Annotated in this window: 11 protein-coding genes and 1 pseudogene; 6 read left to right on the top strand and 6 right to left on the bottom strand. The window is 68.0% G+C overall.

All coding sequences use genetic code 11. The features are described 5' to 3' along the window. Together BDW27_RS27925 and BDW27_RS27920 are read left to right on the top strand one after the other, a co-directional pair. Positions 1 to 2,166 (top strand): annotated as a pseudogene (locus BDW27_RS27925) (hypothetical protein); the annotation flags it as partial. A gap of 5 nt (positions 2,167 to 2,171) precedes the next feature. After that, positions 2,172 to 3,029, top strand: a complete 858-nt coding sequence (locus BDW27_RS27920) for a hypothetical protein (RefSeq protein ID WP_233515920.1) — start codon at positions 2,172 to 2,174, stop codon at positions 3,027 to 3,029. A gap of 236 nt (positions 3,030 to 3,265) precedes the next feature. Here BDW27_RS27920 and BDW27_RS25045 read toward each other — a convergent pair whose 3' ends face one another. From BDW27_RS25045 to BDW27_RS25030, 4 genes are all read right to left on the bottom strand, one after another. Continuing rightward, positions 3,266 to 3,601, bottom strand: a complete 336-nt coding sequence (locus BDW27_RS25045) for a hypothetical protein (RefSeq protein WP_110052054.1) — start codon at positions 3,599 to 3,601, stop codon at positions 3,266 to 3,268. 126 nt (positions 3,602 to 3,727) lie between these two features. Further along, positions 3,728 to 5,059, bottom strand: coding sequence for a UDP-glucose/GDP-mannose dehydrogenase family protein (locus BDW27_RS25040; RefSeq protein WP_017542161.1), 1,332 nt, complete (start codon positions 5,057 to 5,059; stop codon positions 3,728 to 3,730). Between the two features lie 265 nt (positions 5,060 to 5,324). Next, positions 5,325 to 6,038, bottom strand: coding sequence for a YIP1 family protein (locus BDW27_RS25035; protein ID WP_110052053.1), 714 nt, complete (start codon positions 6,036 to 6,038; stop codon positions 5,325 to 5,327). A 20-nt stretch (positions 6,039 to 6,058) separates the two neighbouring features. Then, positions 6,059 to 7,573 carry an LCP family protein gene (locus BDW27_RS25030; RefSeq protein WP_110052052.1) on the bottom strand — a complete coding sequence of 505 codons (1,515 nt, stop codon included), beginning with the start codon at positions 7,571 to 7,573 and terminating at the stop codon, positions 6,059 to 6,061. A 343-nt stretch (positions 7,574 to 7,916) separates the two neighbouring features. Between BDW27_RS25030 and BDW27_RS25025 the strand changes: the two genes are divergently transcribed. Both BDW27_RS25025 and BDW27_RS25020 read left to right on the top strand, forming a co-directional pair. Further along, positions 7,917 to 8,936, top strand: coding sequence for a glycosyltransferase family 2 protein (locus BDW27_RS25025; RefSeq protein WP_110052051.1), 1,020 nt, complete (start codon positions 7,917 to 7,919; stop codon positions 8,934 to 8,936). 141 nt (positions 8,937 to 9,077) lie between these two features. Further along, the gene (locus BDW27_RS25020; protein ID WP_110052050.1) at positions 9,078 to 10,148 is read left to right on the top strand and encodes a DUF4429 domain-containing protein; all 1,071 of its coding nucleotides are present in this window, start codon (positions 9,078 to 9,080) and stop codon (positions 10,146 to 10,148) included. Positions 10,149 to 10,189: 41 nt separating this feature from the next. Here the strand turns inward: BDW27_RS25020 and BDW27_RS25015 are convergent, their stop codons facing one another. Together BDW27_RS25015 and BDW27_RS25010 are read right to left on the bottom strand one after the other, a co-directional pair. Then, positions 10,190 to 10,969 (bottom strand): glycerophosphodiester phosphodiesterase, encoded by a 780-nt coding sequence (locus BDW27_RS25015; RefSeq protein ID WP_110052049.1) that lies wholly within the window; start codon positions 10,967 to 10,969, stop codon positions 10,190 to 10,192. Then, entirely contained in the window at positions 10,966 to 11,712 is a 747-nt protein-coding gene (locus BDW27_RS25010; RefSeq protein WP_017542155.1) for a 2-C-methyl-D-erythritol 4-phosphate cytidylyltransferase, read from the bottom strand. Before BDW27_RS25010 ends, BDW27_RS25015 begins: the two co-directional genes overlap by 4 nt. A 696-nt stretch (positions 11,713 to 12,408) precedes the next feature. On the opposite strand from BDW27_RS25010, the gene BDW27_RS25005 reads away from it, so the two are divergent. Together BDW27_RS25005 and BDW27_RS25000 are read left to right on the top strand one after the other, a co-directional pair. Then, entirely contained in the window at positions 12,409 to 13,254 is an 846-nt protein-coding gene (locus tag BDW27_RS25005) for an ABC transporter permease (protein WP_017542154.1), read from the top strand. Next, positions 13,254 to 14,195 carry an ABC transporter ATP-binding protein gene (locus BDW27_RS25000; protein ID WP_017542153.1) on the top strand — a complete coding sequence of 314 codons (942 nt, stop codon included), beginning with the start codon at positions 13,254 to 13,256 and terminating at the stop codon, positions 14,193 to 14,195. Before BDW27_RS25005 ends, BDW27_RS25000 begins: the two co-directional genes overlap by 1 nt. Positions 14,196 to 14,253: the final 58 nt, after the last annotated feature.

Below are 14,253 nucleotides of genomic sequence, written 5' to 3'. Positions count from 1 at the left end.
TGGGGTGAGGCCGCCGCAGGCACCGACTACGGGTGGGTTCGGGACGTGGGCTCGGCGGTCTGGGACTTCGGTGTGGGCGCGGTCGAGGGTGTGGGTGCGGCCGTGGGCGCCCATTCCTCCCAGGGGTGGTTCGCGCAGTCCTGGGGGGACTCGCTCAAGGAGTACCACTGGGGCAACCTGACCTCGGCTGCTTCGTTGGTGGGGATGTATGACGCGGAGTCGGACTCGTTGGGCTGGGCGGGGCTGTCTTCGGCGGGTGAGGCGTGGAAGGACCTGGCGCACTCGGTGGTGCCATGGGAGGAGTGGGGCGAGCGCCCCGGCTATGTGATCGGGACCGCGCTGCTCAACATCGGCGCGACCGTGGGCGGTGCGGTGTTGACCGCCACGGGTGTGGGCGCGGTGGTGGGTGTGCCGTTGATGGCCTGGCGCGGCGCGGCGATCCTGGACGGCATGGGCAGCTCCAACCGCGGCGGCGGTGGTGTGGATTTGCCTGACATCTCGGACATACCGACCTACGGCGGCAATGGGGCGCCGGTGGTCAACATCGACACCAGCGGTTTCTCTCCGACTCAGGCCGCACAGGTCACCGCGTCGTTGGACCGGTTGAACACCACCAGCAGCGGTTCCGGCTCCAGCGGTGAGTCCGGTTCCGGCGGTGGTCGGCCTGTCAGCGCACGGCAGCACACCGAGCCCACTGGCGGGGACCTGAACCGAGCGGACCGGGTTTCTCAGAACACCAGCAACCGTGAGGGCGACTCCGGGGACGGTTCGAGAAAGAACGACACGGAGAAGCCCCCGAACTGGGCGAGCGGCTCCGGTGACTCGGTTGATATCAGACCGAACCGGTCCGGGTCCGAGCCCGAACCGGCCCTGGTTTCGAGCAGGAACGACGGTGACGTCCTCACCGAGTCGAAGAAGGCCCCCGCCCCTGCCTCGGTTCGAGCCAATGCCACCGACATCGACGCCCCCGGTTCCGGTAGCCGTTCAGGCAACGAGATCGCCGATGTCACCAGAGGCGACCGCGGTGCCGATGTCCAGGACAACAAGAACAACGCCCAGAACCAGAACGAGGAAAATCCCCCCTCGCAAAAGGAAAACCCGGACAGGGAACCCCACGTTCAGCGCGAGGACGGGCAGGGATCGCATGACGGAGACACTGGAGAGACCAAGAAGGCGGGAGGGAACCAGGAGATTTCCGAGCAAAACAATGATAGAGGGAAGGGGCAGGGAAGCGACAATTCTGCAAACGAATCGAGTGGGGGTGAAGGATTCAACAGGCCGAATGACACTCCTAACGTAAGCCAGGCTCTTGGCGATCCGAACCTTGACAGGTCTGGGATCGGCGAAAATGACGGTTGGGGGGACAAGATTATCCCGGATCCCACTCCAGATTCCCTGGAGAAGCTCCGCAATGGGAGGGTTCTCGGTACCCTCACTGGAAACCTTGGTCGGGATGCATTCGGGAGGATTGACTCTGTTGACGGGCGTCCCCTCAAGGATTGGCAGGCAGACATGACGAAGAATCGCGGAGAAGAGATAAGAAAATACGTTGAGGCATTTCGGGAAGCCAATATCGACAACAAGAAGATCTATGGTCCGGCGATGTTCGGAAAGAGTGGCGGTCAGGTCACATCTATTGTCATCGATCGGGTCTCGGGGAGTGTGTTCGAAGGTATAAACGGAGGAAAGAAGTCAACTATTCCCGAGAGTGCACTAACCCAACTCATTGGCGATAGGGTGGAAGCCATGCGCGACCCCGGTCAAGGGTATAGAATCTACAGCTCGCCGGGATCCGACCCGAGATTCCACGAGTTCCCCTTCGATGACCACCCCCTGCGTCACGCGGAAGTGAAGGCGGCGAACAAGGCAGCAGAACTACGCGCCGACCTCAAAATGGAAGATCTGATGGGAGACAACAGGTTCTCCATGAAGGATGAAGCAAAGGGGCAAACGCCCGCAATCGCCCCATGTTGTGCCAACTGCACACACATCTTGGGAGGAATGGAGACACCGCGAGTAGGTAAGAACACTAGAACGCCCTTTGATCCCACCAATCAGAGAATCGACCAGGATGCAGGATCGATGAGATGGGAGGAACGTTACTCCACAGAGCAGGCTCAAATAGAACTTTCGTATCGAAAATCACAGGAATCTAAAGGAAGGTGAAGAGAATGCGCGAAGTCGATTACGAAGAATTTGATCATGTGGATGACTCTTCGGCTGTGTTGGATGGCCAGGGATTCACTGGGAAGGTGGTCCAGTATGACCTGGGTGCACTCATTTGTCAGGTATTCATTGAAGGAACGCCTTGGGGGCCTGACTACTTTTTGGACTCCACGGGACAGTTGCTCGAGTATGGCAACTGTTACGGAGGGGCGCAGTGGGTCGGGCCCAGGCACGAGTGGGATCCCGAAGGTAATCTGGTCAAGGAGGAAGTGGTCGATTCAAGGGGAGTTTCGCGTTTGGAGAGAGAGTGGGACAATAGCGGTCAGCTCCTGCGGAACGAAGAATTCTCTCCGACTGGGTATTACGGAAAGCAATGGCGAGAGAACGGGCCATGGGGTTGGCGAACAGTTCCGCTTCCTCTGGAGTCCGAAGAAGTTTCGGAAGGAAACCCGTTGTGGAAATCCCGAGAAATAGCGACACTGAAGTCGGGTGGCGGGGGCCTGGCGTTCTACCTTGGGAAACCATACAGTGGAGAAGCGCACGCCCGAACCGAGGACGGTGGTCTGAAAGTCTGGACCTTCATGGAAGGCTCGGAGGATGGGCCATTCACCGTGTGGAACGCCAGCGGAAAGCTGATCTTGCTCGGAGTACGTCGCCACCCCTATGGCAAAGTGGGACCCTGGCACGAGTGGGACGAGGAGGGGAGACTGCTTTCCGAGACCATCTACGACGCCCTGGGCAACAGGATCATTCACCGTGAGTTGGACGAGAATCTCAACTTCGTCAAGCAGGAACGCTTCGAACCGACCACGCTTCAGACTGATCCCGAGACTGGGCGCCAAAGTCCCGCGCCCTGGCTCTGAGAGCCCAACTTTCTCGACCTTCCCGGTGTTGTCCGGTCCTTGGACTTCCTCACGGACGTCACCTGGTGAGCCGACCTTCAGTGACTTCTGGAGGGATGTGCATGCGTTTCCTCGCGACGAGGACCATATTCCTGACTGGCTTCGGAAGAAGCTCCGCCGGGCTGCGGCGGGGAGGAACTGACCGTGCTCCGCGTCCTCCAGAGCGTGCTGGAGCAGGGCTCGACCGCTGGGGTGACCTACGCGCGCCAGGGGAAGGCGAAGCGGTCCAGCATCCAGCCCGAGGGCAGTTTCTGGAGGTCCTTCAGCGGCTGGCCGTCGGCGACCACGAACCCCTGGTCCCAGGTGCCCTTGATGGTCCACGAGGGGTCCAGGCACTCCACGGGGGACAGTTCGTCAAGGAGCTCGTACTCCGTGTCCGGGGTGTCCACACGGGTGTTCACGGATGGGCCCGGGCTGGGGGCGTCACGCTGGGCGGGCGGTACCGGGCAGTCCGAGGACTGGGCGTGGGCGGGCGTGACAGCGGCCATCAGCAGGGCGAGGGCGGCCCCGGCCAGTACGGGGAACTTCGACATCGGGCTCCGTTCGACCACCCCGGGGAATACCGAGGGTCATGAATTGAGTGCGGAGCGCAGTCAATCACGGGTGCGGCGCACACGACGAACGGCCGCCCCCTCAGGGACGGCCGTTCGGTGCTGTCGTTACTGGCGGCCCAGCGCCCGGTAGGTCCAGCCGGAGGCGCGCCAGTAGGTCGGGTCGAGCGCGTTGCGCCCGTCCACGATCCTCTTCTGCGCCACCACCGTGGCCAGCTCCTCCGGGTTGGCCTCGCGGAACTCCGCCCATTCGGTGAGCAGCAGGACCACGTCGGCCCCGCGCGCCGCCTCCAGGGTGGACTCCGCGTAGTTCAGCTCCGGGTGCGCCTCGCGCGCCCGCTCCAGGGCGGCCGGGTCGTACACGGTCACGTGCGCCCCCAGGGACGCGATGGTGGACGCCACATCCAGTGCGGGCGAGTCGCGGATGTCGTCCGAGTTCGGCTTGAAGGCCGCGCCCAGGACCGTCACGGTGCGCCCGGCGAAGTTGCCGCCGATCAGCTGGCGGGCGATGTCGATCGTGCGCGCCCGGCGGCGCTGGTTGATCGCGTCCACCTCGCGCAGGAACGACAGGGCGGGTTCCACCCCGAGCTCGTCGGCGCGGGCCATGAACGCCCGGATGTCCTTGGGCAGGCAGCCGCCGCCGAAGCCCAGACCCGGTCCGAGGAACTTGCCGCCGATGCGGTCGTCGTAGGAGAGGGCCTCGGCCAGCTGGATGACGTCGGCGCCCGCGACCTCGGACACCTCGGCCATCGCGTTGATGAAGGAGATCTTGGTGGCCAGGAACGCGTTGGCGGATACCTTGACCAGCTCGGCAGTCTGGAGGTCGGTGACCAGGAACGGCGTGCCCTCGTCCACCTGCTGCTGCCAGAGCGCGCGGACCGCCTTCTCCACCCGGGGGGAGTCGGTGCCGATCACGATCCGGTTGGGCCGCAGGGTGTCCTCCACACCGAAGCCCTCGCGGAGGAACTCCGGGCTCCACCCGAGCTCGGCCTCCTCGCCGACCGGCGCCAGCGAGGCCAGGCGGGCGGCCAGGGTGGCGGCGGTGCCCACCGGCACGGTGGAGCGGCCCACCACCACGGTCGGCCGGGTCAGGTGCGGCGCGAGCTGGTCCACCGCGGAGTTGACGTACCGCAGGTCAGCGGCGCCGGAGTCGTCCCGCTGCGGCGTGCCCACGCAGATCAGGTGCAGGTCGGCGAACTCGGCGATCTCCGCGAAGTCCGTGGTGAAGCGCAGCCGACCCGTCTGGAGGTTGGCGGTCAGCAGCTCGTCGAGTCCGGGCTCGTAGAAGGGGACCCTGCCGGAGCGGAGCATGCTGATCTTGGCCTCGTCGACGTCGAGGCCGATGACCTCCAGGCCCATCTCGGCCAGGCAGGCGGCCGTGGTGGCGCCCAGGTAGCCGGTTCCGATGACGGAGACCCGCATACGTTCCGCTTCGACCACTGGTGTTCCTTCCTTGCTTCCGCATGCGCCTCACCTGCTGGTGTGCCCGCTGGTGGCGGCTCACATCCCGCATGAGGGCAGAAAACGGACATGGTTCGGCCGACGGGTTGTCCGGGGGGACGGTGCATCACCCTACGCGTCGGGGGCTGGCGCTCGATCGAACAACACGTGAACAGTCAGGCGGTCAGATTACCGGCGGGTCGGGGACATTCCGCACCGGGGGAGGACTGTCAGGCTTCGTGTGGCAATGCACACCCTGTGTCGACTAGTACCTTCCGTCGTTGAATGACCGGGTGTGACCGGGGTCCTCGTCCACGGGGGTCCACACGGCGCCGGTCTCACCGCGACGAAACGGTGTCGTGGTCTTGTTTGGATCGTCATACTGCCGCACGGGTGAGGAGGGCGGCGGCACGTCCGGAACGGTGTCGCCCACGGGCCCGCCGTCGGTCCAGGCCCGGTCCGGGGTGACCAGCCTGACCGACTCCCCGTCGAGTTCGGGATCGGCATCGCGCCGGAACTCCTCGCGGCTGTGGCTGGCCACCACCCGCTCACGCGAGGGAGCGCCCAGCGGTCCGGCGTCGTTGGCCGCCCGCCACCGGGTCGGCGTCGTGGCGGAGACCAGCAGCAGCACGCCCAGGGGGAGCGCCACACCGATCCCCGCGCCGTCGGGGTAGAGGAAGCTCTCCTCGTTGAGCCAGTGCAGGGCCGGTCCCACCGAGTCCAGCGCGACCACCGGCCACAGGCACAGCGCCACGAGGAGCAGCCCGGAGGCGCCCGCGGCGAGCGGGGAGAACCTGGAGGCCACCAGAGAGGCGCAGACGATCCCCACCAGGCACAGCACCACCACGGAGAACACCGTCGCGACACTCACGTCGCCCCCGGTGATCCCTGGCAGGAGGTCGGCGGACCAGGCGACACCCACCCACAGCACTGGGGCGAGGGCGATTCCGGAGAGCAGGCCGACCAGGTGGCGGAGCACGTGTCCCTTCCTTCGCGGGGCTAACCGCAGATGTTGTCCTTCGCGGTCGTGGTGGCCGGTTCGGCGCCGGCGGAGGGCTCCTCCTCCGGCGCCGCCTCGGTCGCCTCGACCCGGGGCGCCTCGAACGTCGTGTAGTTGAATCCGATCACGACCTGGAGGTCGTCGTCCAGGGTCCGGTCCTCAACGGTCTGCGAACCCGGCAGGGTTCCCGCCAGGTACTCGGCCGCCTGTTCCTGGCCCGGACCGAACCTGATCTCCGTGGTGGCCACGTCGCGGCTGCTCCAGTTCTCGGCCTCGTCCGTGACGTCGAACCCGGCGGTGGTCAGCTGGTCGTCCATCTGCGCGCCCAGGCCCGGGGTGGCCGTGCCGTTGAACACCCGCAGGGTGACGTCGGACGGGACCGGTTCATCGTCCCCCTCGTCGGCCTTCTCCGGCTCGTCCTCGGGTTCCGACAGCGGGCGGTCGGCGTTGATCGCCGCGAACATCTCCCGGGCCGCGGGCTCGTCCCACAGCAGGGCGACGTCGCCGCGCGGCGTCCAGTGCTCCATGTCGGCGATGGGCACCTGGGCGAAGGTGACGTTCTCCAGGTCAAGGTGGCGCATCTGGTATGCCAGGTCGTTGATCGTGCCGGTGTCCAGTCCCTCGTCGACCGTCACCGACGACAGCGCGCTGTCCAGAAAGGCGGTCAGCTTGCGAGGGTCGGAGAGGGTCTCGGTGCTCATGGCCCGGTCGAGCATGGCCGACAGCACCTGCTGCTGGCGGTCGATCCGGTCCAGGTCACCGCGCGCGGTGGCCCTGGTGCGCGCGAATCCCAGCGCCTCCGTGCCGTCCACCCGGTGCGTCCCGGCCTGCATGTCCAGTTGGGCCTTGGGGTCGTTGATGGCCTCGGGCAGACACACGTCGATGCCCTCCAGGGCGTCGACCACCTCGACGAACCCGTTGAAGTCCACCTCGACGTAGTGGTCGATCCGCACGTCGGTGACGGACTCCACCGTCTGTACGGCGAGCTGCGGGCCGCCGTAGGCGTAGGCGGCGTTGATCTTGTCGTCGCCCTCGCCGGGGATGTCCACCCACAGGTCGCGGGGGAGGCCCACCACGGTGAGGTGGTCGCGCTCGTGGTTGAGGCGCACCAGCATCATGCTGTCCGAACGCTGCCCGGGTGTGGAGCCCACGCTGAGCGCGTTCTGGTCCTCCTTGCTCATCTCGTCCCGGCTGTCGGAACCGATGACGAGGAAGGTCAGCCCGCCGGTGTCCTCCGGGCGGTCGCCCTCGGCGAGCCCGCCGAACACGTCGAACCGGTTCAGGGAACCGGACATCCACCCCGTGATCGCCCACGAGGTGCCGGAGGCGAGCAGGACCAGCACCGAGAGCACGCTCATCAGGACCAGCCCGTTGCGGTGGCGGCGCACACGCGGCTCGGGCACGGTGAACCTGCCGGACCGGGAGGAGCGCCGCCGACCGGGTGGCTGAGGCTGCGAGCGCTCACGTCGGAACTCGCCCGTGTTCCTCTGCCGTCCGGCGTCCTCGTCGCTCATCGGCGTCCCCGTCCCACCCGTTCAACGGTGTCCTAGGTATAGGTACCTGGGTATCTAGGTTGTCACCCGATCGGCCGAAGGGTGCGGGATGTCAACCCTCGGCGTGTTGTTCTCCCGTTTGGGTGAGACGCCTTGTTCAGTGGAAGAGTTCTCCGGGACCCGATCGTCTCGTCTTCACCTTCCCCCTCGGCCATCCCCCACACACCGGGCGACCCGGCCGTTCGGCGGGTCCGCGTGCAGTACCGTTGAGCCCGCGCCACCGTCGAGCGAGCCCGGGGCCCCGCGCCCCTGGAGCCCTCACGGTGTCACGCAGTCCCGACAGTCTTGACCTTGGGAAGTGCCTGTGTGCTGGCCGCCTGTCTCCGTCGTCATGCCCGTACTGAACGAAGAGCGCCACCTCGCCGCAGCGGTGGAGCACGTCCTCGCCCAGGAGTACCCGGGCGAGCTGGAGGTCGTTCTGGGCGTGGGCCCCTCCTCGGACCGCACGCGTGAGGTCGCCGACGACCTCGCCGCGGCCGACCCCCGCGTGAAGGTGGTGGACAACCCCACGGGCAGGACCCCCGCCGGGCTGAACGCCGCCATCGGAGCCTCCTCACACGACATCGTCGCCCGGATCGACGGTCACGCGATGATGCCCTCGGACTACCTCCGGGTGGCCGTGGAGACCCTGGAGGAGACCGGGGCGGACAACGTCGGCGGCATCATGGCGGCCGAGGGGACCACCCCCTGGGAGCGCGCCGTCGCCGCCGCCATGACCTCCAAGGTGGGTGTGGGCAACGCCCGCTTCCACACCGGAGGTGAGGGCGGCCCCGCCGACACCGTCTACCTCGGTGTCTTCCGCCGTTCGGCCCTGGAGCGGGTCGGCGGTTACGACGAGGCGTTCCTGCGCGCGCAGGACTGGGAGATGAACCACCGCATCCGCACCACCGGCGGCACCGTCTGGTTCCAGCCCCGGATGCGGGTCTCCTACCGTCCGCGCCGCAACGTCAGGCTGCTGGCCAAGCAGTACTTCCACTACGGTCGCTGGCGGCGCGTGGTCGCCCGCCAGCACAAGGGCACCATCAACCTGCGCTACCTGGCCCCTCCGGTGGCCGTGGCGGGGGTCGTGACCGGTCTGGTCGGCGGCGCGTTCTTCTGGCCGCTCTGGCTGGTGCCCGCCGCCTACCTCGCCCTGATCACCGTCGCGTCGGCGCCGCTCACCCGCGGCCTGCCCGCCTCCTCGTGGCCGCTCATCCCGGTCGCGCTCGCCGCCATGCACATGTCGTGGGGCGTCGGCTTCATCACCAGTCCGCCCGGGCTCGGAGCCGACTCCCGCACCGCCCGCACCAGCAGTGGCTCCGCGAGCGGGTCCGGCAACGCCTGACCCCGCTCCGGCCGCGTGCGGTGGTCCCGGACCGCCGCACGAGCGCATCGGCCACAAGTGGACGACGTCCGCCCTCGATCGAGGGCGGACGTTCTGCTAGGCAGGGTTCATCGGGGCAGCGGAGAACTGGAGAAGGTGCCAATGGACGAGTTGCGTGGTGACCAGGCCGCCTGGGGGTTCGACGGTCAGTCGGTCTCCATCAGGTACGAGACGAAGGGCTGGTTCAGGAGCCCGCTGCTCAAGCTCCTCGGCAACCTGGAGGTACCGGTCGCCGCAGTACGGGACGTCGACTTCCGTCCCGGAGCCGGTCGCAGGAACGGCTGGGTGATGAATCTGCGGTTGCACGAGCGCATGGACCCCTACGCGGCCGTGGGCGCGATGCTCGACGAGAGGGCCCAGCCCTTCCGGCTCACCGGCCCGGCCAAGACCGAGCTGGTCGCCGAGTACCTGGCCGACCAGCTCCGCTTCGCCGCGAGCCAGGCGGAGGAACCCGCCCCCTCGACCCCCACCCGTCTGGTTCCCGGCCTCCCTCTGCACATCATGACCTGCGAGGGCACCGCGCGCCTGGAGGGCGACCGGCTCACCCTGGTCTGGGCGGGCACCTACGCGAGCGGCTACAAGAAGAAGAAACAGCGCCGTGAGTACGCCCTCGCCGACATCACCGGAGTGGAGTGGGCGCCGCTCGACGACTGGGGCTGGGGCTTCGTCCGGTTCGTCACGGACGGGAGCGGGCAGGAGGACTCGGGCAAACCCAAGAACGACCTCAACGTCCTGCGCGCGGGCGAGGAGGGCAACGAGATCCACCAGGTCTTCCTGCTCGCCGCCGCCGTCACGGCGCACCGCTGGGCGCGCGGCGCCGCCACCCGGCGCGCGCTCGGCTCCGGCGACGTCTCCGAAGAGGAGGCGCGGCCCGGCCCCGACGACCCGGAGTGGTGGAAGGACGCGGCCCGCAGCGCCATGGAGACCGTGCGCGCGCCCCGCCTCACCGCGAACCTCCCCGGAGGAGGGAACGCCCGGATCGACGACGAACCGGAGGCAACGGGCGGAGCCGGTCCCGCCCCGGCCCCGGAAGGCGCGGCCGCAGGAGCGGCGGTCGCGGACACCGCGTGGATCTTCGAGCAGATCGAACGCCTCGGCGACCTGCACGCCAAGGGCCTGCTCACCGACGAGGAGTTCGGCCAGAAGAAGGCCGAACTCCTCGACCGGATCTGAGCGGAGCCGCCCCGAGGCCGCCAGGCGCCCGGGACCGGTGCCTACTGCGCTTCCCGCGCGCCGCCGGTCGAACCGAGCGCCGACACCGCTCCCGGCACGTCGTCCACGACCACGGCGTCCATCCCGGCCGCCGCGAAGCGCGCCGCGTCCACCGGGTCCGGGCACCAGGAGATCAACTCCAGCCCGGCCCGGTGCGCCGTCTCCACGGTGTACTCCAGCGCGCGGCGGCCCGGCCGGGGCCCGTCCTCCGCCAGCCCCAGGGCCCGGGCGTCCACCGCCACGATCGGGCAGCCTATGCCCACCGCGCCCGGGATCGCGGTGTCCGCCGGGTTGCGCACGAACGGCATCCACGCCGTCGCCACCCCCGGTGCCCCTTCGCGCACACCCAACAGCAGCCCGGGGTCGAAGGAGCACACGAACATCCTCCGGCGCGCGGCCTCGCGCCGCAGGAACGGCAGGACGAGGGCGAGGGTCCGCCGCGACGGAGCGTCCACCCCGTCCTCCATCACCGTCTTGACGTCCACGTCCAGCCCCAGTTCGGGCGGGATGGCGGCCAGCCCCTCCTCCAGGCCGACCAGCCCCTCAGCGCGGCACTCCGCCTCGGTGAGGTCCACGACCGCCCGGCCGTCGTCCAGCGCCGCGTTGTGGAAGAGCACCAGCCGGTCGTCGGCGGTACGGCGCACGTCGATCTCGATCCAGTCCGCGCCGGTCCGCGCCGCCAACTCGAACGAGGCGGGCGTGTTCTCCGCCGCCCCGTCGACCACGCCCCGGCCCGCGCCCCGGTGGCCGATCACCTCGGTCGCCTCGAACACCCCGCTCACGACGCCGCCCCCAGCCCGGCGCCCTCGCCGGACCGGCGCAGCAGCGTCTCGGCGACCTCCACGTCACCGGGGTTGGTCACCTTGATGTTGCTCTCGTCTCCGAGCACGATCCGGACCTCCTCGTCCGGCAGGTACCGCAGCACCACGCCGCAGTCGTCGGTGGCCACCAGTTCGGGGTCCGCCATCGCCAGTTCGTAGGCCCGCCGGACCACCCCCAGCCGGAACCCCTGGGGCGTCTGCATCCGGCGCAGTCGCGAACGGTCGGGGGTCCGGGCGATCGCCTCGCCGCCGTCGCGCCCCGGAACCACCTCGACCACGGTGTCCCCGCTGGGTACCGCCACCCCCACGGCCCCGGCCGAACCGAGCGCGGAGACACAGGCCGCGATCGTCTCCGGCCGCACCAGGGGACGCGCCGCGTCGTGGAGCAGGACCAGGTCAGTGTCGGCCGCCCCAGCCATCGCGGCGAGCGCGGCGAAGGAGGTGTCGGTTCGGGTCTCCCCGCCCGGCAGCACGCGGGTCACCTTGGTGAAACCGGCGTCCGCCACGATCTCCTCGACCCGGCCCACGTACTCCTCCACCATCAGCACCACGATCTCGTCCACCTCGGGACTCGCCTCGAAGGCCGCGATCGACCGCTCGATGATGGGCCGACCGTCCAACGGCAGCAGTTGCTTGGGGGAGGGGGCGCCCATCCGGGAGCCGACGCCTCCCGCCAGGACCGCCGCGATCACCCGTGTGGGCATGGGTTTCCCTTTCTCTTTGGCCTCCGCTTCGCTTCGGCCCGTGTTCGGCGCCTTTGCGGAGGGGGCTGGGTTTCAGGCAACACAGCATCCTCGTCCACGCCTGGCTCGTTCCTCGCTGGCGGCTCGACTCCCTTGCAGAAGTCTCCCCGGGGCTCGAACGGGAACCCCCCGTGGCCCAGGCCTGCGGGCCGGACCCACGGCTGTGGGCTGAGGAGGACGGGTCCGCGTCTCGGCTGAGGTGCCCGGGTGCACTTGCGCGGGCCCCCTTGTCAGCGATCGGCTCCGCGGCCGTGGCGGACGCGCACGGGGAACGGCCGGGCGGAGGTGCGTGGAAACGCTGACCCTAGTCGAACCGACGAGCCGTGTGGCGGACGACCCCGGCGGGCGCGTGACCGGCGATCCCGTCGGTCCGGACCCGGTCGCTCACCATACGAATGCGGCGAGCACGGCACGTGGTTGGCACGGTCTGTCCCATGCAGCGGTAACCTATGGACGCCTGTTGGGCGTGCCCGGTCCCTACCTCCTCTGATTCGGTAGTGGAGACGGGCGCGGTGCGCGACTTCCCCCGGTCGCCCGGATGCCCCCTCTTCCGGTCCGGTGAGGAACCGACCGCGCGACCGCGTAGACGGTCGGTGCGCGCAGGCGAGTTCGTAGACGCGACAGTCCGGCACATCGTGATCCGGACGATCTCAAACCTTGGAGGTGGCGGTGGCGTCAAGGACGCTGGCCGTCTGGGAGAACCGGAAGGTCGTCGGCCTCCTGGTCCGGCGCGACCTGAAGGTCAAGTACCAGCAGTCCGTGCTGGGGTACGCCTGGACGATGTTGGAACCCCTCGCGCTGACGTTGGTGTACTTCTTCATCTTCGGTTATGTGCTCCAGGCCGATCGCGGAATACCCGAGGACGCCAAGGCGCAGGGCGGCTACATCCTCTTCCTCGTCGCGGGAATCCTCCCGTGGACCACCTTCGGGGCGATCCTCAGCGAGGCCCCGCGAGCGATGATCACGCACTCGAAGCTGATCACCACCATGAAGGTCCCCCGTGAGATCTTCCCCATGGCCACCGTCGGCACCAAGTTCGTCGAGTACCTGCTGACCTGGCCGGTCCTGCTGATCTTCGTGTTCGCCCTGGGCGGCCGCTTCAGCTGGGAGGGCATGCTCTTCTGGCTGCCGCTGGCGATCGTGCTGACCTTCATGTTCGGCCTCGGCGTGACGCTGTTCCTGTCCGCGGTCAACGTGTTGCTCCGTGACGTGGAACGACTCACGCGTATCCTGACCCGGATCCTGTTCTACGGGTCGGCGATCCTGTTCCCGGCCACGATGGTCCTGAGTTCGGGTGCGCCCGGCTGGGCGAAGACCCTCTACGAGCTCAACCCGCTGATGGGTATCTTCCAGATGCACCGTACGGTGTGGTTCGCCGGATTTGAGGAACTTACGCCCAGTCCTCTCGCGTTGACCTCTGCGGTGGTCGGTTCGATCCTGATGCTCGTCATCGGGTACTGGACGTTCCGGCGCCTGGAGATGTCCGTTCTGAAGGAGTTGTGATGGCGTCCACCTACGAGGCCGCGGTCGCCAGCGGTCCGGTCATCGAGGCCGAGGGCCTCGGTGTGAAGTTCGCCGTGAACCGCCGCCGCAAGCGCAGCCTCCGTGAGATGTTCATCCACGGCAACAAGCGCGACCCCAACGCCGAGGGCAACGAGTTCTGGCCGCTGCGCGACGTCTCCTTCGAGATCGCCAAGGGCGACTGCGTGGGCATCGTCGGCAAGAACGGCACCGGCAAGTCGACCCTGCTCAAGATGATCGCCGGGGTGCTCCTCCCCGACGAGGGCAAGGTCAGCGTGCACGGCAAGGTGGCGCCGCTGCTGGAGCTGCGCGCCGGGTTCAACGACAACCTGACCGGACGCGAGAACGTGTACCTGGTCGGCTCGCTGCACGGTATGAGCGAGAAGGAGATCGACGAGCGTTTCGACGACATCGTCGACTTCGCCGAGGTCAAGCCGAAGTTCATCGACACCCCGGTGCGGCACTACTCCAGCGGCATGAAGGTGCGGTTGGGCTTCGCGCTCATCTCGCAGCTGGAGCACCCGATCATGCTGGTGGACGAGGTCCTCGCGGTCGGCGACAAGGCCTTCAAGCGCAAGTGCTACGAGGCCATCGACCGCATGCTCGCCAACGAGCGCACCATGGTGCTGGTCTCGCACAACGAGAAGGACCTGCGCCGCTTCTGCAACCGCGGTCTGTACATCAAGGGCGGCGCGCTCGCCCTGGACACCGACATCGACTCCGCGCTGGCCGCCTACAACGAGGACACCAAGGCGGAGATCGACGAGCGCAAGAAGAAGGACGCCGCGAAGAAGAAGCGCGCCGAGGCGGCGGAGAAGAAGATCGAGGTCGAGGAGAAGGCCGCCGATCCCGCCCCGGGCGACGCCGCTCCGGAGCAGCCCAAGGACGGCAACGAGGGCAAGGACGGCGGACAGGCCGCCTGACCCTCCGACAAGCCCACAAAGAGCGCATCCCGGACAGTTCCGGAGGTGCGCTCTTTCG

Origin of the sequence: Nocardiopsis sp. L17-MgMaSL7 (genome assembly GCF_003182025.1) — a bacterium.
Taxonomy (GTDB): Bacteria; Actinomycetota; Actinomycetes; order Streptosporangiales; family Streptosporangiaceae; genus Nocardiopsis; species Nocardiopsis prasina.
The sequence above is the reverse complement of the archived record's forward strand: the minus strand, read 5'-3'. Positions and strand labels throughout refer to the sequence as shown.

Excerpts from the sequence above, each read along its gene's own strand:
- BDW27_RS27920 (WP_233515920.1), top strand. The coding sequence starts at position 2,172 with ATGCGCGAAGTCGATTACGAAGAATTTGATCATGTGGATGACTCTTCG.
- BDW27_RS25045 (WP_110052054.1), bottom strand. The coding sequence starts at position 3,601 with ATGTCGAAGTTCCCCGTACTGGCCGGGGCCGCCCTCGCCCTGCTGATG.
- BDW27_RS25030 (WP_110052052.1), bottom strand. The coding sequence starts at position 7,573 with ATGAGCGACGAGGACGCCGGACGGCAGAGGAACACGGGCGAGTTCCGA.
- BDW27_RS25020 (WP_110052050.1), top strand. The coding sequence starts at position 9,078 with ATGGACGAGTTGCGTGGTGACCAGGCCGCCTGGGGGTTCGACGGTCAG.
- BDW27_RS25010 (WP_017542155.1), bottom strand. The coding sequence starts at position 11,712 with ATGCCCACACGGGTGATCGCGGCGGTCCTGGCGGGAGGCGTCGGCTCC.
- BDW27_RS25000 (WP_017542153.1), top strand. The coding sequence starts at position 13,254 with ATGGCGTCCACCTACGAGGCCGCGGTCGCCAGCGGTCCGGTCATCGAG.